16 protein-coding genes are annotated in these 26,079 nt (G+C 64.3%); 7 read left to right on the top strand and 9 right to left on the bottom strand.

All coding sequences use genetic code 11. From position 1 onward, the window contains the following. Window positions 1-281: 281 nt before the first annotated feature. Both argJ and recQ read right to left on the bottom strand, forming a co-directional pair. The gene (argJ, locus tag ACUXV1_RS22655; protein WP_446016697.1) at window positions 282-1,499 is read right to left on the bottom strand and encodes a bifunctional glutamate N-acetyltransferase/amino-acid acetyltransferase ArgJ; all 1,218 of its coding nucleotides are present in this window, start codon (window positions 1,497-1,499) and stop codon (window positions 282-284) included. 84 nt (window positions 1,500-1,583) lie between these two features. Continuing rightward, window positions 1,584-3,389, bottom strand: a complete 1,806-nt coding sequence (recQ, locus tag ACUXV1_RS22660; protein ID WP_043642320.1) for a DNA helicase RecQ — start codon at window positions 3,387-3,389, stop codon at window positions 1,584-1,586. 158 nt (window positions 3,390-3,547) lie between these two features. Here recQ and ACUXV1_RS22665 point away from each other — a divergent pair, with 158 nt between their 5' ends. From ACUXV1_RS22665 to ACUXV1_RS22685, 5 genes are all read left to right on the top strand, one after another. After that, complete coding sequence (locus ACUXV1_RS22665; protein WP_156039085.1) at window positions 3,548-3,778, top strand: hypothetical protein; 231 nt, start codon at window positions 3,548-3,550, stop codon at window positions 3,776-3,778. Then, complete coding sequence (locus ACUXV1_RS22670; RefSeq protein WP_019102160.1) at window positions 3,771-4,253, top strand: surface-adhesin E family protein; 483 nt, start codon at window positions 3,771-3,773, stop codon at window positions 4,251-4,253. The genes ACUXV1_RS22665 and ACUXV1_RS22670 overlap by 8 nt, the downstream gene beginning before the upstream one ends. A gap of 116 nt (window positions 4,254-4,369) precedes the next feature. Further along, entirely contained in the window at window positions 4,370-5,161 is a 792-nt protein-coding gene (locus ACUXV1_RS22675; RefSeq protein WP_081862788.1) for a ParA family protein, read from the top strand. Between the two features lie 45 nt (window positions 5,162-5,206). Beyond that, window positions 5,207-7,795 carry an ATP-binding protein gene (locus ACUXV1_RS22680; RefSeq protein WP_446016694.1) on the top strand — a complete coding sequence of 863 codons (2,589 nt, stop codon included), beginning with the start codon at window positions 5,207-5,209 and terminating at the stop codon, window positions 7,793-7,795. After that, entirely contained in the window at window positions 7,770-8,663 is an 894-nt protein-coding gene (locus ACUXV1_RS22685; protein ID WP_081555956.1) for an ATP-binding response regulator, read from the top strand. Before ACUXV1_RS22680 ends, ACUXV1_RS22685 begins: the two co-directional genes overlap by 26 nt. Window positions 8,664-8,717: 54 nt before the next feature. Here the strand turns inward: ACUXV1_RS22685 and ACUXV1_RS22690 are convergent, their stop codons facing one another. After that, window positions 8,718-10,988, bottom strand: a complete 2,271-nt coding sequence (locus tag ACUXV1_RS22690) for a DNA internalization-related competence protein ComEC/Rec2 (RefSeq protein ID WP_446016692.1) — start codon at window positions 10,986-10,988, stop codon at window positions 8,718-8,720. A gap of 324 nt (window positions 10,989-11,312) precedes the next feature. On the opposite strand from ACUXV1_RS22690, the gene ACUXV1_RS22695 reads away from it, so the two are divergent. After that, entirely contained in the window at window positions 11,313-11,900 is a 588-nt protein-coding gene (locus ACUXV1_RS22695; RefSeq protein WP_019104296.1) for a phage tail protein, read from the top strand. Between the two features lie 80 nt (window positions 11,901-11,980). Then, window positions 11,981-12,313 carry a hypothetical protein gene (locus tag ACUXV1_RS22700; RefSeq protein ID WP_446016690.1) on the top strand — a complete coding sequence of 111 codons (333 nt, stop codon included), beginning with the start codon at window positions 11,981-11,983 and terminating at the stop codon, window positions 12,311-12,313. Between the two features lie 89 nt (window positions 12,314-12,402). Here the strand turns inward: ACUXV1_RS22700 and ACUXV1_RS22705 are convergent, their stop codons facing one another. The 6 genes from ACUXV1_RS22705 to ACUXV1_RS22730 form a co-directional block, all read right to left on the bottom strand. Further along, window positions 12,403-12,939 carry a GNAT family N-acetyltransferase gene (locus ACUXV1_RS22705; RefSeq protein ID WP_081555958.1) on the bottom strand — a complete coding sequence of 179 codons (537 nt, stop codon included), beginning with the start codon at window positions 12,937-12,939 and terminating at the stop codon, window positions 12,403-12,405. Between the two features lie 197 nt (window positions 12,940-13,136). Continuing rightward, complete coding sequence (locus ACUXV1_RS22710) at window positions 13,137-15,245, bottom strand: HlyD family efflux transporter periplasmic adaptor subunit (protein ID WP_446016688.1); 2,109 nt, start codon at window positions 15,243-15,245, stop codon at window positions 13,137-13,139. A gap of 2 nt (window positions 15,246-15,247) precedes the next feature. Further along, entirely contained in the window at window positions 15,248-16,579 is a 1,332-nt protein-coding gene (locus ACUXV1_RS22715; RefSeq protein ID WP_446016686.1) for an efflux RND transporter periplasmic adaptor subunit, read from the bottom strand. 7 nt (window positions 16,580-16,586) lie between these two features. After that, window positions 16,587-17,348 (bottom strand): efflux RND transporter periplasmic adaptor subunit, encoded by a 762-nt coding sequence (locus ACUXV1_RS22720; protein ID WP_446016684.1) that lies wholly within the window; start codon window positions 17,346-17,348, stop codon window positions 16,587-16,589. Next, window positions 17,345-18,868: a TolC family protein gene (locus ACUXV1_RS22725; RefSeq protein WP_081555961.1), complete on the bottom strand. Its 1,524-nt coding sequence runs from the start codon at window positions 18,866-18,868 to the stop codon at window positions 17,345-17,347. The genes ACUXV1_RS22720 and ACUXV1_RS22725 overlap by 4 nt, the downstream gene beginning before the upstream one ends. Window positions 18,869-18,920: 52 nt before the next feature. Further along, on the bottom strand, window positions 18,921-26,048 hold the full coding sequence (locus ACUXV1_RS22730) for an Ig-like domain-containing protein (protein WP_446020101.1): 7,128 nt from the start codon (window positions 26,046-26,048) through the stop codon (window positions 18,921-18,923). Between the last annotated feature and the right edge of the window lie 31 nt (window positions 26,049-26,079).

Here is a 26,079-nt window from a genome sequence, read left to right on the forward strand (position 1 = left end):
CGCTGCGTTGTCTGCTGAGGAGGCGAACTATACGTCACGACCCTACACCCGTCAACACCTTTTTTGATAAAAACCGCCATTTCCGCAAGCAGCCTCTACAAACCGTTGATTTGTAAAGAATCAGTCATATCGGGCAGGAATGATTTATTCCGTGCGTCCTGCCTGACCTCGCTTCAAGGGGGGAACTCATATGCGTCAAAGCCCCGCAAACCGGGGCTTTGACTGAAGTGAGCGCAAGTTTTCAGGCCGGCGCCCACGCCAAGATGGCTCAAAAGTTTTGCTCAGCTACGGTAGTCCGCATTGATTTTCACATAATCATAAGAGAAGTCGCAGGTCCAAACCGTAGCCTCCGCCGCGCCGCGTCCCAAGTTCACCCGCACCCGGATTTCCGGCTGGGCCATCACGCGCTGGCCGTCTTCCTCTTTATATAGAGGATTGCGCCCGCCGTTGACGGCGACCAGCACATCGTCCAGATACAGTTCCAGGCGATCGACATCCAGGTCCTGCACCCCAGCGTAGCCGATGGCGCACAGCAGACGCCCCAGGTTGGGATCGGAGGCGAAGAAAGCGGTTTTCACCAGCGGGGAGCGCGCGATGGCATAAGCGACGTCCTTGCATTCTTCGAACGAGCGGCCGCCCTCGACTTTGACCGTGATGAACTTGGTGGCGCCCTCTCCGTCGCGGACGATGGCCTGGGCCAATGCCGTGGCGACTTGAACCAGTTCCGCCTTTAACGCTTGGTAGGCTGCCTGCTGCGGGGAATCGATCAACGGCCCCCCGCTCTGACCGGTGGAGATCAGGATGAAGCTGTCGTTGGTGGAGGTGTCACCGTCCACCGAGATGCAGTTAAAGGAAACATCGGCCACTTCCTTCACCAATTGACGCAGCACCGGACGGGTTACCGCGGCGTCGGTGGCGATGAAACCCAGCATGGTGGCCATATTGGGGTGGATCATGCCGGCGCCCTTGGAGATGCCGGTGATGTTGACCGGGTGGCCCTCCAGCGTCAGGCGGGCGCTAACCGCTTTGGGCGCGGTGTCCGTTGTCATGATGGCGCGGGCGGCATCGGCCCAGTCCGCGCCTTGTCGTCCCTGCAGCGCCGCGGCGATCTTGTCTACCGGCAGCGGTTCCAGAATCACGCCGGTGGAGAAGGGCAGAATCTGTTCGGGTTGGCAGCCCAGCTCATCGGCCAGCGTCCGGCAAACTTGCAGCGCGTCGCTACGGCCTTGTTCGCCGGTGCCGGCGTTGGCGTTGCCTGTGTTGACGACCAGCGCGCGGATTTGCACACCGGCGTCCAGATGCTTTTTACAGATTTGCACCGGAGCGGCACAAAAGCGGTTTTGGGTGAACACGCCGGCAACGGTGTTGCCCTTGTCCAGACGGATGACCAACACGTCGTTGCGGTCGGCTTTCTTGATGCCGGCGGCGGCGACGCTCAGTTCCACGCCAGGGATGGGAAAGAGATGTTCGCCGCTGACGGGCTTGAGGTTTACTGCCATCTATCGCTCCAGATCAATCAATATTATTCGCATCGATTGTAGCGGATTTGTTCCGCCGGACTGGAAACTAAAACGGCAGACGGATCAGCCCGCCTCGGCCGCCGCCGCGTTCAATAATTCGAGCAGCGCCTCGCCGTAGCGCGCCAGCTTGAGCTCCCCCAATCCATAGACCTTGGCCAGGCCGGCACGCGAGGTAGGATGCTTTTCCACCAGGTCTCGCAAGGTGCGGTCGGAGAACACCGCGTAGGCCGGCACATTGTGTTCGTCCGCCATTTGTCGGCGCCAGCCGCGCAGCGCCTGCCATAGGCGTTCTTCGCGTTCGGTGCGCAGCCAGCGGTCGGCGCTGGCTGTGCTGCGCGACGCTTTGTCGTCGGCCACCGGCCGCAAATAGACTTTTTCCTGGCCTTTGAGCACGCTGCGGCATTCATCGCTCAACACCAGCGATTGGCCGCGGGCGATGTCGACATGCAACAGCTTGCGCGCCACCAGTTGGCGAACGATGGAGCGCCAGACACGTTGGTTGTAATCTCGACCGATGCCGAAGGTGGACAGCTTATCGTGGCCGTAATGGCCAACGCTTTGATTGGCGCGGCCCAGCAGCACGTCGATCACGTGGCCGGCGGAAAAGCGCTGCTCCACCCGGTAAATGCAGGACAGCAGCTTTTGTACCGCCACGGTGGCGTCGAAGGTGATGGGCGGATGCAGGCAGTTGTCGCAATGGCCGCAAGGGCTGCTCTGTTCGCCGAAATGCGCCAGGATGTGCTGACGGCGGCAGGACGCGGCTTCGCAAAAGGCCAGCATGGCTTCGAGCTTGCCTAGCTCCACCTGCTTTTGCAGTTCGGCCATTTCCCCGCCCTCTATCATTTGCCGCAGCTGCACCACGTCGTTGAGTCCATAGCACAACCAACTGGCGGCGGGCAGCCCGTCGCGGCCGGCGCGGCCGGACTCCTGATAGAAGTTCTCCGGGCTCTTGGGCATGTCGATATGAGCGACGAAGCGCACGTCCGGCTTGTCTATGCCCATGCCGAAGGCAACGGTGGCCACCATGACCACGCCCTCGTCGCGCAGGAATTCGCGCTGATTCGCCTCACGCTGCTGATGGCTGAGGCCGGCGTGGTAGGGCAGCGCGTGAATGCCGTTGTCGCATAACCATTGCGCGGTGTCTTCCACGCGCTTGCGCGACAGGCAATAGACAATGCCGGCGCTGCCCGGGTATTCGTTGCGGATGAAATCAAGCAGTTGCTTCTTGGCGTTGTGCTTTTCCACCACTTGGTAGAACAAGTTGGGCCGGTCGAAGCTGGACAGAAAAACGCGCGCGTCCTGCAGCTTCAAGTAATCAATGATGTCCGCGCGGGTTTGTTCGTCGGCGGTGGCGGTCAGGGCAATGCGCGGCACTTGCGGGAAACGTTCGGCCAGGAAGCCCAATTGCTGGTATTCCGGACGGAAGTCATGGCCCCAGTGGCTGACGCAATGCGCTTCGTCGATGGCGAACAGGCTGATGTTCAGCTGAGATACGAACTCTTGGAAGCGCGGCGTCAGCAAACGTTCCGGCGCCACGTACAAGAGGTCCAGCGAGCCGGCCCGCGCCTGGCGCGCGATGTCGCGCGCTTCGTCCAGCGGGGTGGCGGAATTGAGGCAGGCCGCGGCTACGCCCTGTTCCACCAGAGTGGCCACTTGGTCCTGCATCAGCGCGATCAGCGGCGACACCACGATGGCGACGCCTGGACGCATCAGCGCGGGGATCTGGAAACAGAGGCTTTTGCCGCCGCCGGTGGGCATCAGCACCAGCGCGTGGCCGCCCTGGGCGACATGATCGACAATCTCCCCTTGCTGCCCGCGGAATTCGGGATAGCCGAAGATATTATTGAGTAGGGAGAGCGCGTCCTGCATAAGCCGTCTTCTTGCGAGAAGGGGACTATTGTACGGCAAGTGGCCGGCAGCGTCCTGTCTCGGGCGCAATGGGCAAAAAAAGGGCCGCTGGAGTGCAGCGGCCATAAAGTTGGATGGAGACAATGTGAAACGAAGAGGAAAAATGCTCTCGCACTACCATGGACCTGTGGGACACTCGCGAAGTTCCGTTTTTTACATTTATTTTTGGTGTTCTCTCGCAAAAAAATACTTACATGGCATTGAGGATTTTTTGCGGCGCGGCGCTGTCGAAGGCTTCCGGCAGTCAACCTCTGCCCGGCGCCGCTCGAACCGCCCCGCGCGCCAGGCTTGGAGCCTTTCTTCCGCTGTGCGACACTGACCGACGATTTCGTGGAGGCATCAATGCGTAATATTTGGCCCGTCCTGTTGGCGGCCGCAGTGATCAGCGGCTGCGCCAGCGCCCCTAGCAAAGCACCCAGCCCGTCGACCGTCGGCAAGCCTATTCAATCCGGCGCCAGCCCAGCCAACGCCGATTGGCAAAACCTGGGGGTGTCCCCCAACGGCAACATTCTGAACGAGCTGGACAAGTTGTCGGTCCGCAAACAGGGCCAGCTGGTCAGTTTCCGAGACCGTAAAACCATCTTCAACCTGAAGAAGGAAAACTTCCTGTCCACGCCGCGCCACAAGGTGTCGATCAATACTTGGCAGATAGACTGCTCGCAACGCACTTTCCGCCTGCTGGACATGGTGTTGTTCGATGAGAACGGCCGCCAGATCGCCAGCTTCACCTATAATGACGCTCAGATAAAACCTATGCCGGTGGTGCAGAATTCGGCCAGCTATCAACAAATGTTGCTGGTATGCAAGGGCGACCCAGGGTTCTGAACCCGATTCGCCCTACCCGCTCGCGCGCGGCCCGGCCCCGCGTCGCGCCAAAACGCGAGCGGGCCTCTTCTGCGTAGCGGCCCCGCCGCCCAACCGGCCCCATGCCTGGAGCACCCATGCAAGCGATTAGACGAGTGGTCTTCAATCAAAAAGGGGGGGTGGGCAAGTCCACCATTACCGTCAACCTGGCCGCCGTCGCCGCCAAACAGGGAAAACGGGTGCTGTTGGTGGACCTGGACCCGCAAGGCAACGCCAGCCATTATCTGATGGGCTCCGCCGCTAGGGACGAGGCGCCGTCGCTGGCCGGCCTGTTCGAGCAGATGCTGAATATCTCCATGTTCAGCAAGGAGCCCTCTGACTTCGTCCGCGCCACGCCGCTGCCAGGGCTCAGCCTGCTGGCCTCGCACCCGGACCTTGCCGAGCTGATGGGCAAACTGGAGGCGCGCTACAAAATGTTCAAGCTCAAGGAAGCGCTGGACAGTTTGAGCGGCCAGTTCGATGAAATCTGGATCGACACTCCGCCGGCTTTAAACTTCTTCACCCGCTCAGCCTTAATCGCCGCGGACCGCTGCCTGATTCCCTTCGACTGCGATGCCTTTTCCCGCCAGGCCCTCTATAACCTGAAAGTGAACACCGAGGAAATTCGCGCCGACCACAACCCCGAGCTGTTCATTGAAGGCATCGTGGTCAACCAGTTCCAGGCCCGGGCCAGCTTGCCGGTGCGCCTGGTGGAGGAACTTAAGCAAGAAGGCCTGCCGGTGCTGTCCTCTCCGTTGTCTTCATCCGTGAAAATCCGGGAGTCACACGATGCGGCGCTTCCCATGGTGTACCTGGACCCACGCCACAAACTGTCGCGCGAGTTCGAGGCTCTTTACCAGGAGCTGGCGCAGGATGGACGGCGAACCTAAGCGCCCCGGATCGCCGTCTGCCGGCTTGCGCGGAGGCGGCTTTCCTTGAATCGCCTGAGCTCGCTGGTGATTAGCGGCCTGCTGAGCGTCGGCCTGCTGTCCGCCGAATATTGGCTGATGATCAACGATGAACGCGCCGAGCTCATCGACCGTCAGCATTACTGGGGCGAGCTGAGCGCCGAATTGCTGCGCGTGCGAGTGCAAGCGATGCTGGACCACTCCGCCGTGCTGGCGCAAAGCCTGGCCAACAGCCCCCAGCCACGCTCTCTGGCCGTGCTCGCGCGCAGCACCATACGCGACGATACGCCGTTCGGCGGACTGGGCATCATCGAATATGTGCGCCCGGAGCAGCGCGAGGCGTTCGAGAGCCGCATCGCCAATAGTATTCGCGTGCTCCAGGACCGGCATCTGGCGCCCAGCCCGCGCCGCCCGCTGTACTATCCGATCTCCAGTTATCTGCCTGACGACAGCAACGCCTTGCCGCAAGGCCTGGACCTGGGCGGCGTCGGCAATGCCCGCCGCAAAATGGACCTGGCGCGCCACAGCACCCAACCGGTGCTGATGCCGACCACGCTGCCCGGCAGCAATGGCAGCCGTCTGGACATCGTGGTGCGGCTAAACGACGACAACACGCTGCTGCTGTTGAATCTGCGCAAGGACAAGCTGATTCAGGACAGCCAGCGCGAACCCGGCACCGCCAGCCCCTTGCGCCATGTGCGCATTGTCGCCTGGACCCAGGAGCAGCCCGACGCGCCCTTGCTGGACTCTCAGCCCACCCGGCCGTTGCCGTCCATGCCGCCCTTGTACACCATTCGCCACAACCTGGGCGGCAACGAGATCTTGTTCGGCGCTTATCCTCAAGGCGTGGCCAATCCCGGCATGCGTCTGACCCACTGGGCCATCCTGGCCACTACCGCCGGCTTTTTGCTGGCGATGTTCTGGTTCCAGCAACAACAAGCCCAATCCCGCCGCCGGATGCAGGATCAGCTCAAGCGCAGCCAGCAGCAGCTGGAGATGAATACGCGCACGCTGCGCGAGCAAATCAACGACAGGGTGATGTCCGAGCAAGCGCTGGCGCAGAGCGAGGCGCGCCAACGCGCCATTCTGCAGGCCAGTTCCGACGCCATCATCCTGATAGACCACCAAGGCCTGGTCTTGCAGATCAACCCGGCGGCGGTTCGCTTGATCGGCCAGTCGGCGGACATGGTGCGCCAACTGCCGATAGGCAAACTGCTGGACGAGTTGTACGACCGCAATCCGGCGCGCAGCTTCGAACACATCGCCCAAGAGCATGAAGGCCGGCCCTTCGAAGCCAGCTTGCGCCGCAGCGACGAGCATCTGCTGCCGGTGGAGCTCTCGCTCAGCCGGGTCACCCTGCCGGACGATTGGTTCTACGTGGTGGTCTGCCGCGACATTTCCATCCGCAAGGAACAAGAAGCGGCGCTGATCGAGCTGAAAAACAGTCTGGCCGAGCAGGTGGAAGTGCAAAGCCGCCAGCTGTCCGCGCTGCTGGACGCCAGCCCGATGGCGATGGCCTACATCGTGGACCGCAACCTGCTCCAGGTGAACCGCGCCTTCCTCGATCTGTTCGAGCAGCGTGAGGAAGCCATCCTGGGCCAAAGCACGATGCCCTTCTTCGAATCGCCGGAACAATGGGAGCGCACCGGCAAAGCGTTGTACAGCCTGCTCAACGACGGCAAGGTGGTGCAAACCGAACAAAGACTGCGCACCGGCACCGGCAAGCTGTTCTGGTGCCGGCTGTACGGCAAGGCCATCAACCCCTCGGTGCCCAAGCTCGGCACCATCTGGCTGTACCAGGATTTCTCCGCTCAGCGCGCGCTGGAGGAAACTCTGCGCCACGCCAAAGTGCTGGCCGAGGAAAACAGCCGCGCCAAAACCGAATTCCTGGCCAATATGTCCCATGAGCTGCGCACGCCGCTGCACGCCATCCTCGGTTTTACCGAGATGGGTCAGGCCCGCTCGCGCGGGCAGAACGACGACAAGATGGCGCAATACTTCAGCCGCATCCAGAGCAGCGGCAACCGGCTGCTGACGCTGCTCAACGATTTGCTTGACCTGGCCAAGATGGAAGTGGGCCGCATGGAATACACCATGAACCGCAACAATCTGTGCCAATGCCTGCGCGATATCTGCGACGAAATGACGCCGCTGGCCGCGCTCAACGAGATCCGCATCGATCTGAACTGCTCGCCAGAACCGCTGAACGCCGACATCGATCCCTTCCGTATCGGCCAAGTGATGCGCAACCTGTTGTCCAACGCCATCAAGTTCAGCCCCCGCGGCGGTGAAATCGGCGTCAACGCCTGCCTGCGCCAGGACGCCGACGGCGAGAACATTCTCGTCACCGTGGAAGACGCCGGCCCCGGCGTGCCGGAGTCCGAGCTGGAAAGCATTTTCGACAAATTCATCCAGAGCAGCAGCACCAAGACCGGCGCCGGCGGCACCGGCCTGGGGCTGGCCATTTGCCGCGAAATCATCACCGCCCACCATGGACGCATCTTCGCCAGCAATTTGCCGACGCACGGCGCGCTGTTCACCTTCATCATTCCGCGCACCCGGCCAGCCGGCGCCACGGAGGACACCAACCATGCCCCACAAACTACTACTCGTTGACGACGAACCCTTCAATCTGGAGCTGATGGCAGAGCTGCTGCAGGACGCCGGCCACGAAGTCGTCCAGGCGGAGGACGGCGAAACCGCGCTGGCCATCCTGCAACGCGAAGGCGAAACTTTCTCCACCGTTCTGCTGGACAAGATGATGCCCGGCATCAGCGGTTTCGATGTGCTCAGACGCATCAAAAGCGAGCCGCGGCTTGAGTTTTTGCCGGTCATCATGCAAACCGCCATGGGGGCGGCCTCAAGCGTGCAGGAAGGGCTGGCCGCAGGCGCCTTCTACTACCTGACCAAACCGTTTTCCCGTGACATGCTGCTCGCCATCGTCGAAGCGGCGATAGGCCACTGGGACCGCTACGCCCATTTCCGCGAGCTGGCCAACCTACACGTCGATGCCTTGCGTCATCTGAACAAGGCCTCCTTCACCTGCCGCAGCCACAAGGAAGCCCAAACCATCACCGCCTTGTTGGCAAAAACCTGCGCCCATCCGGAGCGAGTGGCCACCGGTCTGTTCGAACTACTGGTCAACGCCATCGAGCACGGCAACCTGGACATCAGCTTCGACGAAAAAAGCCACTACATGGCCGAAGGGCAGTGGGAAGCCGAGCTGGCTCGCCGCATGCAGGACCCGGTGCTGGGACTGCGCCAGGTCTCCGTGGATTTCAGCCGCGAACCGGAACAGATGCGTTTCACTATCAGCGACATGGGCTCGGGCTTTGATTGGGAACGCTACCAGAACGCCGAACCCGCCTCGCTGATGTCCAGCCACGGTCGCGGCATCCTGATCGCGCGCAAACTCTCCTTTGACGGCTTGCACTACCAGGGGCAGGGCAATATCGTGGTGGCCCACGTCAACAGCGGGGAATGAGAATCGGCGCCATGCCTGCCGCGGCGTCCCCCGTGTGTCCGCCAAGCTCTAGGTTCAAGGCGGCTCGCCGCAATCGCCGCGCTCGCGCCAATAACGGCGCTGGCTGTCGCGCAGGCAGCTCCACTCCACCCCGTCGCCGAACTCCAAAGTCAGCGCGCCGTCCAGATCGGTGCGCAACACGGCGATCCCAGCCTCCTCCACCCGCCTCAGCACCGACGGATGCGGATGGCGGTAACGGTTCAGGTACCCGGCGCTGATCAAGACCACTTCCGGCTGCGCCGCCGCCAACCAGGCGGCTCCGGTGGAGGTGCGGCTGCCATGGTGGCCGGCGGCCAACACCGTGCTGCGCAGGCGCAGCCCAGGCTGAGCGGCCAACATGCGCTCCACCGCCTCCGGCGCATCGCCGCTGAGCAAGAGCTCGTGTTTCATGCCGGCCACTCGCAAAATACAGCTCTGCGCGTTCTCGTCGTTGGCCGGCGCCGTGTCCGGCGGGCCCAGCACATCGAAACGCACCCCGTCCCATGCCCAGCTCTGTCCAGGACGGCAGCCCTCGCCGCTCAACCCCAGCTCTGGCAAGGACTCCGGCTGGCCGGCCAGCACTCGCCCCACCGGCAAGGCCGTAGCCAGCTCGGCAGCGGCGCCGTCGTGATCGCTATGGTGATGCGACAGCACCAGGCTATCCAATGCCTTGACGCCCAAACCGCGCAACTGCGGCAACAGGATTCTCTCTGCCCCGCCAAGCCCCGTATCGAACAACAAGGAACGGTTCCGGGTTTGCACCAGCACCGCCAGGCCCTGGCCCACATCCATCATGGTGGCGCGGAATTCCCCCTGTGCCGGCGGCGGGGGCTGATAAGCCAACATCGGCAGCAACATCAAAGCCGCCAACCCTCGTCCCGGCACGCCTCGCGGGGCGATCAGCCACACCGACCCAAGCAAGGCCAGCAAGAACAGCGGCAGAGGCGTTCCGGCCAAGGACATGGCCGGCGCTTGCGCCAACCACTCCACCCCCCAGTAAAAGCCGCGCACCAGCCAAGCGGCCAAATGCAGCGGCCACTCCAACGGCAACAAGGCGGCGGCCAAAGCCAGCGGCGTCAGCAACACCGACACATAGGGGATGCCCAGCGCGTTGGCCAGCGGCGACACCAGCGGAATGCCGCCGAACCACCAAGCCAGCGGCGCCAGCGTGCATACGCCCGCCGCCCACTGTCCCGCCAACGCCGCCCGCCATTTGCCCGGCGCGCGGCGTCTGGCGATGGAACTGGCCATCAAGGCGGCTACCAGGCCGAAAGACAGCCAGACGCCAGGCGCTAGCACGCAGAAAGGATCCATCAGCAAGACTACCGCCAAGGCCAGCCACCAGATGCGAAACGGCGACAAGCCGCGCCGCAGGCACAGGGAGGCCAGTCCGACGCCCAACATGAACAGCGTGCGCTGGGTCGGCACCGAAAAACCAGCCAGCAAGGCATAGGCCGCCGCCGTCAGAAAAGCCCCGCCGGCGATCAGCAAGCGCGGCGGAAAGCCTAAGACCGGCAGCCTTCGCGACAACCAGGCCAGCGCCGTCGCCGCCAAACCCGCCAGCATGGTGATGTGCAGGCCGGAGATCGAAACCAGATGAGTCAGGCCGGTGGCGGCGAACAAACCCCAATCCTCTCGCGCCACACGCTGCTGCGCGCCCACCGTCAACGCGGCGATCAGGGCCGCTTCGCGCGACTCGCCCAACACCCGCTCTATGCGCGCCACCAGAGCGGCGCGCGCGCAATCCACCCAGGCCAGAGGCGCGCGGCTGTCCTCCAGCCGGCGCTCGCCCGGTCTCAACGAACCGCTGGCTAACACACCTTCCGACCACTGCCATTGTTCAACGTCGAAACCGAATGGATTGGCCGTGCCGCGGCTGCGCTTGAAGCGCGCTTCCGCCCGCCAGCGGCTGCCTGTTGGCCAATCGCGCTGAAGAAAATCCGTAAGCCGCACGGTTTGCGGCAGCTTGACGCCCGGTGTCAGCGTGCGCTCCACCTCCATGATCAGCCGCGTCCCATACTCCCCGGCCTGCGGCAGGCCGCGCACCTCGCCGACGAAAACGATGGACCGCTGCTGCCAATCGGCCGGCAGTTGCTGCGCCATGCGGTAGTCGGCGCGCCAGGCAGCATAGCCTAGCCCCAGCAGAAAGGCGGGAATCAGGGCGGCCCAAGGCCGCGCCCGCAACGGCAGGCAAGCCGCCAGCGCCGCAGCGCCCACAGCCAGGCCCAAGCACCCCGTCGCAGCGGGCAAGGCCGGCAAGGCGGCGCAAATAGCAATGCCGCATAGCAGTGCGATCAAGACAAGCATGCCGGCATCTTAGACAGCGATGCCGCGCCATCGCAATCTATTAAACACATTCACTAAACCACTAGCCAATAATCATGCTATATGTATTTTTTTCACGCCAAAACCCCACACGTAGCAGATAAATATCAAAAAAATAAGCAGTGGAAATGCGTATTGCATTAACAGGGCGCTGGGCTACACCTAGGACAAGCGCTTTCAAAAACGCCCGGTCGCCGCGAAGCCCCGCTTGGCTCCAAGCGGTCTCAAGCGCGGCAGCCGGCTTCACTTTGAAACACGGTTTTCCCATCTGGCAACCGCCAGGCGGATCACTCGCAGGAGGAACACATGGACGCATACATGGGCACTATTACGGTCTACGGCTTCAATTACGCGCCGCAAGACTGGGCGCTGTGCCAGGGCCAGACCTATCAGGTATCGCAGTACGAAGCCTTGTACTCGCTGCTGGGCACGCTCTACGGCGGCACCGCGTCGCAAAACTTCAAGCTGCCCAACCTGACCGGCCGCATGGCGATTGGCACCGGCCCCGCCCAGCCCGCCTATAATCTGCCTGCCTACAACCCCGGCCAGTTCGGCGGCACCCAAAACGTGGCGCTCAGCGTGGCCAACTTGCCGGCTCACTCCCATACCGCCACCTCCATGGCAGTAACCTTCCACGCCGCCGGCACGCCGACGCCGGCCACCCCGGCCAGCGCGCCCAGCGCCAGCAACCCCTACTTGGGCGCTTCCGGCGCCGGCACCGGCTTGGCCACCATCTGGTCCACGGCGCTCAACAATCCGGTTTCGGTGCAGGGCTTGTCCGCCACCGGCAATACCGATCTGACCGGCGGCAACGCTCCGGTCAGCGTGCTCAACCCCTTCCTGGCGCTGAATTTCTGTATCGCCATCAACGGCCTGTATCCGGTTCGTCCATAATCACAATACGCGGCGTTGCGCCGCTTCCGGCCGCCTCTCCGCGCAGGGGCGGCGGCCTTTGTCTTCAGGGGGATCTCGCCATGCTCGCCACCGTCCAAGCCGAAGATTTCATGCATCTGCTCGGCAAATACTGCATCTTCCGCAACCCGCAACATCCCGATATTTCGCTGCAGGTGCAGGCCGTGAAGCTACGGCCGCAGGCTCAATCGCCGCACCAGACCGCGCGGCGCACGCCTTTTGTGGTGGAACTGGCCACCGAAGGCGCCACCAACCTGGAGGACGCTGTGGGTCAACTGGAGCTGCCCGCCACCGAGCACAGCGACGCCATCCGCCTGGATCTGGTATGGATAGGCCGGGTGATTCCCGCCGGACGCGACCCGGCGCTGGCCTACTTCCAGCTGCCTTTCAACTGAGCAGCCGCTTCAAGGCGCGCGCGATCAAGATCGTAAACAGGCTCTAAGCCGGCCCGCCGGGAGTGGCCGCTCCCGTCAGGCCGCCGACGCTACAACCCGACCCGAACCTCGCCCCGCGGCGAGTGGCGCTCGGGTCGCCACACCAGCTTGTCCGCCATGTCGCCGGCTTCTTCCAGCACAAAACCCAATTGGTGATAGAGCCGGCGCGCTTGCACATTGCTGTGCCAAACCACGACCGCCAGCGGCGCGCGCACTTGCCAGGCCGCCTGCTGCAAGCCCATCAGTACTTCCTTGCCGTAACCCAGGCCGCGCGCTTCCGGCACCATGGCCAGGAAGATGATGCGCACTTCGTTATGGCCGAAATCCACCATCACCACGCCGACGCTAGTCCCGGTTTTTTCGATGACGAAGTGCATCGCATCCGGATAGTTGTCGCCTGCGCCGCGTTGCAGCACCTGGTATTGCTGTTCCTGTACGGTGCGGATCAGTTCCTCCTCTCCGTCTATCAGTTGCAGATCCGGGCGCGCGCTGCGGTAGAGGCCGGCAATGAAGGCCTCGTCGAGATGCCGCGCCGGGCGTAGATGCAAGCCTTCGGCCAGCGAGGAAGTGTTCAAGAATGAGGACATGATGAACGGCTCCTTTCCAAAACCTGTTGCGGGACGCGCCGGCGGCGCGCCCGTTTCGTTCTACGCGCCAGCACGCGCAATATCTTGCAAATCAGGCGAAAACGGCTGAGAAAGCGGAGTGCGCGCACGGTGCATGAGCATTTTGAGCTCATTTTTAACGCCGTCTCGCCGGAACGCAGCAGGCTTTGAGCTGGTTCTTACAACCCCGCTTCCCGGCGAAACACCGCCAGCAACTGACGCGCCCCGCGTTCCAGCAAGCTGTAACGCTCGCCTTGCAGCCTCGCTACGCCGGCCAGTTCCCGCAGCGGCGCGCCGCGGCGGTCGCAGCGCTCCAGGCGCACGCGGAAGGTGGCCGCCAGCGGCACCAGGCCGCGGTCCCGTTGCTCGGTGGGAACCGGCCCGCCATAGGTAGAGGCCAGCAAGGGCTGATCCAGCAAGGGCAGATTAAGCCTGTCGATCTGGCCCAGCCTGCATTCCACGCTCCAAAACTCCCCGCCGTCGGCGACGAAGCGGGCGACATGCCCCGGCTTGAGTCCGTTCAGCGCCGCCTCCTCGATAAAGGCTTCGCCCTTGACCCCTTCGGGCCCCACCACATCCAGCAGGTGCTCGCCCTCGGCCAGCGCGGTCCCCGCGCGCAGCGCGTCGCTGACGTCCACGACCCGACCGGCGAAAGGCGCCGCCAGGGTGAGCCTGGCCATTTGCTGGCGCAAAGCGGCCACTTGTTCCTGCGCCACCTGCCATTGCTTGCGCAAGGCGGGGCCACGCTGTTGCAGCTCCAGGTTGAACGGTTGCTGCGCGGTCTGCCAGGCCAGATCTCGCTCGCGGGCGCCGGCCAGCGCCAGTTGCGCCTCCAGCATCGGCGAGCTGAGCCTGGCCATGACCTGCCCCGCCTTGACCAGTTGGCCGTCGCGCACCAACACTTCGGCCACTTCGCCTGCCGCCGGCGCGTACAAACCCTGGGACTGCAAGGCGCCCAGCACCGCCGGGCTGGCCACCTCGCGCTGCCACGGCAGAATCAGCGCCAGCGTCAGGACTAGCAAGGCCGCGGCGCTGCGGCGGGTTGCGCGGCCCCAGCGCAGATCGGTTCGGCGCTGCCACCACACCATCAGTTCGCCCACCACCGGGCGGGCGATGAACCATCCCAGCTCCACCGCCAGCAACAGCATGCCCAAGGCCTTGAAGAACAAGTGATAGACCAGGAAGGCGATGGAAAGAAACAACACCAGCCGGTACAGCCAAGTGGCCCACGCGAACAGAATCAGCCCGCGTCGGCGCGCGGCCGGGAAGTGCTCCGGCACCGGGTCGTCCAGCCCCAACAGCGTTTTGCGCAACTGCCAGCGCGCCAGCGCGAAAGCGCGGTTATGCAGGTTGGGCAGGCCAAGATAGTCCGCCAGCAAAAAATAACCGTCAAAGCGCATGAAGGGGCTGGCGTTGATCGCCAACGTCGCCAGCCAAGTGGTAGTGGCCAACAGGAAAACCCCCGCTCGCAATGGGCCGTCCGGCAAGAAGCTCCATAACAAGGTGGCCCAAGCGGCCAGAACCAGCTCCGCCAGCATGCCGGCGCCGCCGATCAGCAGCCGTTGACGGCGCGAGTTCAGCTTCCACGCGTCGTTGGTGTCGGTGTAGAGCACCGGCATCATCACCAAAAACGCCACCCCCATGGCCGGCACCCGGCAACCGAAGTGGCGCGCGGTCAGCGCATGCCCCATTTCATGCAGGATTTTGGCCACGCTCAGCGACAAGCCGATGCCTATGGCGGCGCTGACCCCGCCATAGGCGGAAAAAGTATGGGTGAACTCGTCCCAGCGCCGGGATACCAAGGCCAACGCCAGCAGCAGCACCGCTCCCATCGCCAGCCAGAAACGCGGATGGAACAGCCAGCCGGTCCACGGCAGCAGGCGATTGAGCAGAGCCTCCGGCCTCAACAGCGGCACCCGGAAGAACAGGTAATTCTTCAACAGCCACATCGCGCGACTGGGGCGGTTGGCCTCGCGCAACTGCCACAGCCAGCCGTTCTGCTCGACGCTGACGGCCTGCAGCAGTTGGTGGCGGGACAAAAATAACAACACGGCTTCGATGTCTTCAGCGCCAAGTTGCAGCGTGGTTTCGGCATTGACGGCTTGCAGCACCGCCTCGGCGGTGCCCAGCCGCCAGCGCGACAGGATTTCGAAACTGGCCCAGCCCAGTTGATAAAAGCGGTGAGCGCAGGGATCGTGCAAGGTCCAGCTGGGCGCGCCGTCGGCCAGCACCGGGCCGGGATGCAGCGTCAGCTCCTGACGCAGCGCGGGCAAGGCGGGAGATGGCATGCTCACCACCCCAGCCATTGCCGCGCGGCGGTCAGCGGCCTGCGCAAAGCGTAATAAATCAGCGGCACCCAGTCGCCGTAGACGCGGGCGGTGCCCATCTGCCCCAACCGCGGCTTGTCGCCGTCAACGAAGCGTGCTTGCAGCCGGTAGGCAAGCAGGCCGCCCTCCACCGCCTCGGCCTTATAGGCGACGCGGATGATTTCGGCGTCATAGGACTCGGTGGGCGAGGCATTGGGGTAGAGGGTGATCTTGCCGCCGGGGGCCACGTCTATGGCCTCCGCCGCCGGCAGCCAGGCGGCCAGTTCCACATGGGCGGGGTCCGCCAGGGTCATCACTTTTTCACCTACCGTCACCGCCTTGCCCTGCCAGTCGTTGCGATCGGAAAACACCACTACGCCGGCGCTGGGCGCGGTGACGTGCAATCTTTGCAGCTCCAGGCCGGTGTATTCGGCGGCGATGCTTTTTTCTTCGAGCTTGGCGCGGTCCTGCGCCATGGCCAGCTTGCCCTTGTCGTCAGTGACCGCCAGTTGGGCGCTGGCCCGAAAGCTTTCCTGCGCGGCGTCTCGCTCGCGCGCGGCCATGGCGAACTGACCGGCCAGCGAGGTGGCGTCCAGATCAAACAAGGGATCGCCTGCTTTGACGCGCTGATTGGGTTGCACCTGGATGCGATCTATCACCCCGCTGAGCGGCGCGCGCAGCAGCACCGGGTTTTGCGGCGTCACCTCTCCGCGCGCCAACACGCTGAGGCGAATCGGCATGCAGGCCAGCAACAACGCCGCGATGAGCAATCTCCTCTGCTTGCGACCGGGCCTCAGCCATTGCCCCGCCAGCTCCCGCCAGTTGCGTCTGGGCGCGAAGCGCAGCAGCGCATGGCCATAGCCATGAGCCAACTCTTCCGCCAGCTTGCGCTCGTAATCGCTCCACGGCATTTCCCGCGCCAGCAGCCAGGCGCCCTGCTCGCCCAGAGGCAGCCACAGCGCGTGGGCTGGCAGCCAGGAAGACCAATCCTCGGCCAGCGCCGTCGGCAGGTCGCCGGCTTCGAGCAAGCGGCTGTCCTGTCCGGCTTCCTGCCCGCCGGCCTCCGCCAAATGGCGGAAGACGCAGGACAGCCATTGCATGTAAGGCGCGGTGGGATCCAGCTCCGCCAGGCCGGACAATGCGGTCACATGGCGATGCAGGCCCTCGCGCCATACCACCGCCTGGCGGTATGGCAGCAATTGCTGGCTTTCGTTGACGATGATGAAACCCAGTTGCTCTGCGCTGACCGCGTCGCGCGCGCGGTGCAGCAACTGCAGCAGGCCGGCCAGTTCCCGGCTTCTATCGGCGTGCCCCATGCACCGCCTACTTGAAGCTGGCCCAGCCGCTCATCCCCGGCAACAGACTGGCGCCGTTGCCCTCGATGATGCCCACCGCGAGGATGGATTGGCTGACCGGGTCTATCTGCGCGCCCAGGCGTTCTATCCTGGCCGGGAAGCTGGCGCCCAACTCGTCCACCGCCACGGTGAACTTGCTGCCGGGCTTGAGCTTGGCCAGCCATTTGGACGGCACCAGCATGCGTAGTTCCAGCGAGCCGGAATCGACGATGTCCAACACCGGATTGCCCGGGCTGACGTATTGGTGCACGGCGGCGATGCGGCGCGCCACGCGGCCGTTGAACGGCGCGCTGATCACGCATTTGCCTACGATGGTCTGCATATAGCTGGCGTCCGCGGCCGCTTCCTTGGCTTTGCCCTGGGCCTGGGCCACGTCCAACGCGCCGGCGGAATTGAGCTTGGCCAGTTGGTTGTTCACCTTGAGCAACTGGCTGGCGGCCTCCAGCGAGGCCTGGGATTTGCGCAGCTGGGCGCGATAACTGCCGCAGTCGAATTGCACCAAAGCCTGGCCCTTGCTGAAGCTGGCGCCCTCAGGCACCGGCAAGGCCGCGATTTTGGCCGCCACCTCGCCGGAGAGGGTCACGGCGTTGCGCGCCATCAACTGCACGCGGATGCGGCCGTCGCTGGCGTTGGTCACCGGCGCCGGCAACGGTTTGGCCGGCGGCGTCGCCGCCTGAGCCCAGCCGGCCACCAGCAGGCAAACCGCGGTCCGAAATACCGTCAACTTCATGGTTTGCTCCCCGCCACCTGCCCCTGCCAACGCGTTTCCGCGCCTTTGAAGGCGGCGGACAAAGCCGGCAGATCATAGCTGGCGGTGCTTTCCGGCAGCGGGTCCATCCCCAGGCTGGAGCCCATCTGGCCGTAGGCGTTTTGCAGATCGCCGTAGCTTTGGTACAAGCGCAGCGTAGAGAATACCGCGTTGGCGTCGGCCAGGATCGCCGGCAGGCGGCCCTGCACGCCGCTGTCGGTGGCGTTGCGGTTCTGCACGTAGATGCGTTGTTCCACGTCGTTGAGCTCTTGCTCCAGCGAGAACTGGCGTGAACGGCCCTTGAGGTCCAGATAAGCCACGTGCACCTGGGTCAACACCGCCATGTTAAGCGCCATGCGCTGGGTCTTGGCCACTTGCAGCTGGGCGTCGGCGGCTTTGGTGATCGGCCCGGCGCTGAACAGATTGAGCAGGTTCCAGCTGATGCGCAGGCCGGCGTCGCTCCAAGAGTTGTTGACCAGGAATTTATTGCTGTCGTAGTTCTGTCCGATGCTGAATTCCAGGCCCGGCAGCAGTTTGGCGATGGCCTTGCGGGTTTCGGTGACGCCGATGCGCTCGTTGTAACGCGCCTCGTTCAATTCCGGTCGGTTCAGCAGGGCCATTTCCTCCATCTGCTCCAGGTTCAGCCCCAAGGTCGGCGTGGGCAGCCCTTCCGGCACCGCCACCTTGAAATCGGTGCCAGGGGGCACGTTCATGATGGCGGCCAGCTTGGGTTTGGCCTGGGCCAGCGCGTTGCGGATCATGCCCATCTGACGGATCACGTCCAGCAGTTGGCGGCGGTAGTTCAGCGCTTCCAGCGGCGCGCGCAGCTTCTGCTTCTCCACCTGTCTCGCGTCTTCCAACGCGCGGTTGGTTTCGGCCAGCAGCGAATCGATGCGGCCCTCCAGCTGTTGCGCGCCCACTGCCTGCCACCAGGCTTCACGCACTTGCTGCATCAATTGCTGCGCCACTTTGCGCTTGCGCTGCTGCAGGATCAGCATGCGGTCGGACTGCTGCTGCGCGGTGTAGTAGCTGACGCCGAAGTCCAGCACGTTCCAGCTCAAGTTGAGGTCCGCGGTATGGCTGCGCTTCTCCGAGGAGATGGACGGCACCAGCGATTGCTCGCCGGTGGCGACGTTTTGCGACGAGGAGGCGTTGTCCTTGTTGCGCGCGGTGTAGCCGGCGGCCAGCGCCAGCTTGGGCAGCATGTCCAGGCTGGACAGGTCCAGCTGGCGCTGCGCCATCGCCTCCTCCATCAACTTGACCCGGTAATCCAGGTTGTACTTCAACGCGCGCGCCATCGCCTCTTGCAAGGTTACCGGACCGGCCAGCGGCTCCTGGCTGCCGAACATGGCCTGGCGGTCCGCCGCCAGCGTGGCTTGGCGATCTCCCAGGCTCATCGGCGTGGGCGTGACCGCGCAACCGGTCAAAGCCAACGCGGTCAGCGCGGCCAGCGTTCGAAGAACGCCGAGGCCGGCCCCTCCCCCCTGTGTTTGTTGCTTCATATCGTCCCCTGCGCGTTTGTTTGTTTAGTGAAGTTATGGATGAAACCCGCGGTCAAACCACGTCCTCCGCCTGCAGCCATTCGGCGATCTGCTGGTCGAACGCGGGTCTGCCGTGCTGGCGGAATTGCTCATGCAAAGCCGGCTTGCCAGCCGCCGCGACCTTCTCCGTTGCCGTTGCCGTTGCCGCGGCCGCCCGTTCGCCCGCGCCGGTTTTCAACTGCATATGCGTAACGCCGCGATGGCCGTTTTGGTCGCTGACCGTCACTTCCAAAGACAGGGATCGGTTCCAGCCCGCCGGCGGCGTGCCGCTGAAACGGCCGGTCTGAGGATCGAACTTCAGCCAGGTCGGCAGCGGCTGACCATTGCTCTGACGCACCTGAATATTCAGCACCGCGTCCGGGTTGCGGGTAATCACGGTGCCGGGAGGCAGGCTGAAGTTGAAGCCCTGCCCGGCCACCAGCGGCCTTACGCCCAAATCCGGCATTACTTGCAGCGGCGCGCCCGAGGTGCCGCCCAGATTGGAAACAAAGGGCAGACCGGCGTTGCCGCGTCCAAACGGCTCGCTGGGCGTCGGGGCAAAACGGTCCTGACCAAAGGAAACCTGAACGGGATTGCTCGTCAGAGGCCCGACAGGGCCTTGCGGCGTCTGCGCGGGGCCGTTGCCCACGCCGCTCACCGCGGCCAGCACGATATTGGGCGTAATGGGCGCGATGTTGATGACCGGCGCCGTGTTGGGCTGCGGCGGCGCTTCCGCCGGCTGCAGCGGCGGCAGCACCACCGTGGTGGCGGAGCTCAGTTGATAGGCTGGAGCCACCGTCTGCTGCTGGGTCACATTGCCGGCCAGATCAGCCGCCGCGCCGGACTTGAGCGCCAGCGCCACTGAGCCTACGCCGCCCACCCCGGTCAACTGCACCACATAGTGGCTATCGCTGATGCGGATGATATTGCCGATGCTGGCGCGAGCGCCGCCGCTGGTGATCACGCTCAGATCGCTGGCATTCAGGCCGACGATGGGTTTGTTCAGCACCAGGTCGTAGCGCAGGCTGCTGGCGGAGCTGGAAACCGGGTCCAACTGGGTGAAGGACTGCGGCGCCGGCGCGGCGGTATCCACGGTGAACGTGAACGACGCCGACTGCGCGCTGATGTTGCCGGCCACGTCGGTAGCCGTGGCGCGCACGCTATGGTTGCCGTCCGCCAACGCCTGACTCAGATTAAACAACCAGACGCCGCTGCCGTCGGCGGTGGCAGTACCTACCTGCACGCCGTCGATAAACACAGCCACCTTGCTGCCAGCCTCGGCCAAGCCAGTGACGCTGGGGCGGTTGACATTGGTGATGCCGTCCCGGTTGCTGGCACCGGAGTCCGTGGCCTGGGTCAGACCAGTATTCGCCGGGCGGTTCGGCGCGGTGGTGTCCACCGTGATGACGTAGGTCGTCGATTGACCGCTGGCGTTGCCCGCCAAATCGGTGGCGGTGGTGCGGATGCTGTGATTGCCATCCGCCAGAGCGCTGCTCAGGTTGTAGCTCCATACCCCGCTGCCGTCCGCCGTCGCCGTGCCCACCGCCGTGCCGTCCACATAGACCGTCACCGTGCTATTGGCTTCCGCCGTGCCAGTGACCGTGGGCTGGTTGTTGCCGGTGATGCCGTCGCTGTGGCTGGACCCGGTATCAGTCGCGCTGCTCAGGCCAACGCCGCTAGGCGCGGCAGGCGCACTGGTGTCCACTGTGATGCTGCGCGAGGTGGACTGGCCGCTGGCATTGCCGGCCAGGTCGGTGGCGGTGGCGCGGATACTGTGATTGCCGTCGCTCAGTGGCGTGGCAATGTTAAAGTTCCAGGTCCCGCTCCCATCCGCCGTCGCCGTGCCCACCGCCGTGCCATCCACGTACACCGTCACCGTGCTATTGGCTTCCGCCGTGCCGGTAATCGTCGGCTGGTTGTTGCCGGTGATGCCGTCGCTGTGGCTGGACCCGGTATCAGTCGCGCTGCTCAGGCCAACGCCGCTAGGTGCCGCAGGCGCTGCGGTATCCACGGTAATGCTGTAAGCCGTCGACTGGCCGCTGGCGTTGCCGGCCAGGTCGGTGGCGGTGGTGCGGATGCTGTGATTGCCGTCGCTCAGCGGCGTGGCGATGTTATAGCTCCAGGCCCCGCTGCCGTCCGCCGTCGTCGTGCCCACCGCAGTACCGTCCACATAGACTGTCACCGTGCTATTGGCCTCCGCCGTGCCGGTGACCGTGGGCTGGTTGTTGCCGGTGATGCCATCGCTGTGGCTGGAGCCGGTATCAGTCGCGCTGCTCAGGCCAACGCCACTGGGCGCCGCAGGCGCTGCGGTATCCACGGTAATGCTGTAAGCCGTCGACTGGCCGCTGGCGTTGCCGGCCAGGTCGGTGGCGGTGGTGCGGATGCTGTGATTGCCGTCGCTCAGGGGCGTGGCAATGTTATAGCTCCAGGCCCCGCTGCCGTCCGCCGTCGCCGTGCCCACCGCCGTCCCGTCCACGTATACCGTCACCGTGCTATTGGCCTCCGCCGTGCCGGTGACCGTGGGCTGGTTGTTGCCGGTGATGCCATCGCTGTGGCTGGACCCGGTATCGGTGGCGCTATTCAGCGCCACACCGGACGGCGTGGACGGCGCGCTGGTGTCGATCACCACGTTATAGGCGCTGGATTGACCACTGCTGACCCCGCCGCTGCTAACCACGGCGGTAATAGCGTGCGAGCCGGACGTCAGACTGGAGACGAAGCTGTAGCTCCATGCTCCGCTCCCATCCGCAGTGACCCCGTCGATCGGCACCCCATCGACATAGATGGTGACGAGGCTGTTGGCGATCGCGGTACCGGTGACCGTGGGCGTGGTGTTACTGGTGATGCCATCGCTATGGCTGCTGCCAGTATCGGTGCCGGCGGTCAAACCGCTGACGCTAGGCGGCACTAGCTGCACCGCTATCGCCCGGCTCGCCGTCGCGCTGGTTTTGATGCCGTCGCTAACGCTGAAACCGATAGTGCGAGTGGCGGTGTTGGGAGAGCCCGCGGTGTCGTTGTAAGTGACCGCGCGCAAGGCCGCCTGCCATTGCGCCAAGGTGGCCGTCGCGCCGCTGGACGTCAGCGTCAGTACCCCGGTGCCAGCGTTATAACTGGCCGTGATATTGCCGAAGGCGCTGCTACTGGTGTTGCTGAAGGCCAGCACGTCCTCGCCGCTATGGAAGTTGCCGGTAATCGCCACCGTGGCGCTGGCCAGCGTGGTGTTGTCCCGATCAGAAACGGTGAGGCCGCCGTCCACCGGCGTGGCTCCGCCGCCAACGACATAAGCCCCAGCGCTGCCAGTGGTGGTGGCGATCGGTGTTTGGTCCGTCGCCGCCACCGTCACCGTGCGTGTTACCGCGGCACTATCCTTGCTACCGTCATTGACACTGAAGCTGACGGTGCGGGTGGCGGTATTGGGCGTCACCGCGGTGTCGGTGTAAGTCACCGCGCGCAGTGCGGCCTGCCATTGCGCCAGCGTCGCCGTGGCGCCGCTGGACGTCAGCGTCAGCACTCCGGTGCCGGCGTTATAACTGGCCGTGATGTTGCCGTAGGTGCTGCTATTGCTGTTGTTGAAGGCCAGCACATCCTCGCCGCTATGGAAGTTGCCGGTGATGGACACTCGGGCGCTGGCCAGCGTGGTGTTGTCCAGGTCGCTGACTGTAATGCCCGTGTCCACCGCCACCGGCGTGGACGTCGTATTGTCCCCGGCGGTGAAGGCCGCGCTGCCGCCGCTCGCGGTGGCGATCGGGGTTTGATCGGTGGCGGCCACCGTCACGCTGCGAGTCACCGCCACGCTGTTCTTGCTGCCGTCGTTGACCTGGAAGCTGACGGTGCGGGTGGCAGTGTTGGGCGTCACAGCGCTGTCGGTGTAGGTCACCGCGCGCAGTGCGGCCTGCCATTGCGCCAGCGTCGCCGTGGCGCCGCTGGAGGTCAACGTCAACACCCCGGTACCGCTGTTGTAGCTGGCGGTGATGTTGCCGAAGGTGATGGCGCTGGTGTTGCTGAAAGCCAACACGTCCTGACCGCTCTGGAAGTTGCCGCTGATGGACACCGTGGCGCTGGCCAGCGTGGTGTTGTCCAGATCGCTGACCGTAATGCCTGGGTCCACCGCCACCGGCGTGGACGTCGTATTGTCCCCGGCGGTGAAGGCCGCGCTGCCGCCGCTGGCGGTGGCGATCGGGGTTTGATCGGTGGCGGTCACCGTCACCGTGCGCGTCACGGCACTGCTGCTGGCGTTGCCGTCGTTGACCTGGAAGCTGATGGTGCGAGTGGCGGTGTTGGGACTGACCGCGCTGTCGGTGTAGGTCACCGCGCGCAAAGCCGCCTGCCACTGCGCCAGCGTGGCGGTGCCCCCGCTGGACGTCAGCGTCAGCACCCCGGTGCCGCTGTTGTAGCTGGCGGTGATGTTGCCCATGGTGCTGCCGTCGTTACTGAAAGCCAGCACGTCCTCGCCGCTATGGAAGTTGCCGGAGATGGAAACGGTGGCGCTGACCAGGGTGGGGCTGGCGCTGTCGGCGACGGTGAGACCACTGTCTACCGCCACCGGGGTGGAGGCAGTGTTGTCGCCGGAGGTGAAGGCGGCGCTGCCGCCGCTGGTGGTCACTACCGGCACCACGGCGACGTTCACGGTAGAAGCCAGCGCCAGCGTGGTGGTGTCGACGCCGCCATTGCTGGTGCCGCCGTTGTCCTTGACGCTGGTCAGCGTCACCACCCGGTTGCCGGCGGTGGGGCTGCCGTTGCTGTCTCGATAGGTGATGCCGTTGACCACGCTGGCCGCGGTGCTGCCGGATATGCCGCTGCTGCTGATGGATACGGTAGCGGTGCCGCCGGAGAGCGAGACGGTGACGCTCAGGCCGTTGCCGCTGGTGGTGACCGAGTTACCGTTGGTCAGCGCCACATTGCTGCCGTCTATGGATAGGATTTCGCTGCTGCCGTCATGCAGGCCGGACACGGTCAGCGTCAGCAGGATGATGCTCTGGCTGGATTCAATCGCGCTAACGCTGGCGCCACTGAACACCGCCACCGCGGAGCCGCCCATGGCGAAGGTGGGGTTGCTCGCCGTGGCGCTGGTGGTAGGCGCGTCGTTGACCGCCGCCACCGCCACCGTCACATTGCTGGAGCCCGTACCGCCACGGCCGTCGTTGACGCTGACGTTGACTGTGCGGGTGGCGGTGTTGGGGTCGTTGCTGGTGTTGTTGTAAGTCAGCGCCGCCACCAGCGTGGCCACTCGCGACGGGGTGGCATTGCTGTTGAAGGTGACGATCAGGTCGTGACCGCCGACACCATCGCCATTGCTGGCGATCACCCCTATGCTCACCCCGCCTACCGTCACCACGCTGCCCACGCTGGTGCCGCTGGACAAGGTCACCGTGCCGCTGGTGTCGATGCCCAGCACATCCTGGCCGCTTTGTCCGTTGGCGGAAATGTGCACGGTCAGATTGCCGCTGTTGAAGTTGGGCGTGTCGCTATCCGTCACCGTGACCGCGGTGCCGGTATCCAGTTTCACCGCGCCGCCTTTCTCGGTGAAAGTGGGATTGTCGCCGTTGAGGTTGCCTATCACCGGCGCGGCGTCCGCCGCCACCGTCACCGTCTTGGTCACCGAGCTGCTGTTGATCGCGCCGTCGTTGATGGCGAAGCTGATGGTGCGGGAACTGGTGTTGGGCGACAGAGAACTGTCGGAATAGGTCACCGCGCGCAAGGCGGCCTGCCATTGGGCCAGGGTGGCCGTCGCGCCGCTGGAGGTCAGCGTCAGCACCCCGGTGCCGGCGTTATAACTGGCCGTGATGTTGCCCATGGTGCTGCCATTGTTGGTGAAGGCCAGCACATCCTCGCCGCTGTGGAAGTTGCCGGTAATGGACACCGTGGCGCTGGCCTGGGTGGTGCTGTCGGAATCGGACAGTGTGATGCCGCTGTCCACCGTCACAGCGGTGCCGGTGCCGCTGCTGTAAGCACTGGAGCCGCCGCTGGCGGTCAGCGCCGGCGCAAAACCGAAATTGATGGCGTTGATGGCTCCAATGCCTATCATGCCGGTCACATTGTGACCGTTGGCCGCCAGTACCCGGAAGGAATCAATGCCCTGGAAGGCGCTGTTGCCGGATACGTTGAAAGTCACCAACCCGCCGCTGCCTTGCAACACGTCGCCCACGTTCTGCGTCAGCGTCGCGCCGCTGACCGCGGAACCGTTGATATAACCGACCAGTTGCAGATTGCCGCCGGCAGTGCCGGAGTCGAAGCCGTTCAGCACCACGCCGATGGAATTCAAGGTAAAGCGGCTGTTGTCGTTGGACTTGACGCTGAAATAGGAGATGGGGATGTTGCCGTCGCTATAGCCGTCCACCGTTTCCGTGGTCACCGAGCCGATTTTTTCGACAATGATCGTCTGGCCGCCGTTATTGACGGAGCCCAATTGCAATGTGAAATCCCAGCCTTGCAAGGGACTGGCGTTCACCACGCTGCCGGATGGGTTATAGGTGTTGCCGTCCGATGTGGTGAAATCGGTGGTGCCGGTTACCGGCCGCGCCAGCAGAGCGTCGTAACTGAAATGCAATGCATCCACGTCGATATGGCCGCTGTTGCGCTCCAGCGTCCAGTCGCCGCCCAGCCTTGCCGCGCCGGTGGCGTCGGTGGACGCGGCCACATCGGCATGGGTATAGCGGGACAAGGCGTTAACGAAGGCCGCGCCGCTGCTGCCGGCGGCGATATCGCAGCCGTAGAGCAGAATATCGCCGTCCGGCCGCAAGGATTGACCTATGGTTTTCAGGTCCGCCTGGCGGCTGTCCAGCTTGGCGGTGGTCAGCTCCACACTGCCCAGCATCAGGTCCGCGCTCTGACCGTGGGAAATGATGTGAATGGCGGCATAGCCGTGATGGGTTTTGGCCCACTCGGCAATCTGGCTCAGGCCGTCCTTGCCGGCGTCCAACACCACCACCTCCATGCCGGCCGGCATTTGCGACAGCAGGCTCTGGTAATTGACGACATTGGATTCGACAAACACCACCTGTTTGACCGGCGCAACCGGTGCCAAGGCCGCGGCGAACTTCTCCGCCAGCCGCTCCACCGCGGCGGACCGCGGCGCGGCGGGCGCCTCCGCCGGAGCCGGGCGCTCCACGGGGTGCGGCGCGTCCGCATGCGCCGAGGCGGGGGGGGGGGGGGGGGGCGCCACGCCTCTCAAAAACCACCCCAGACCCCAAAAC

Source organism: Chromobacterium sp. W521 (genome assembly GCF_052805975.1).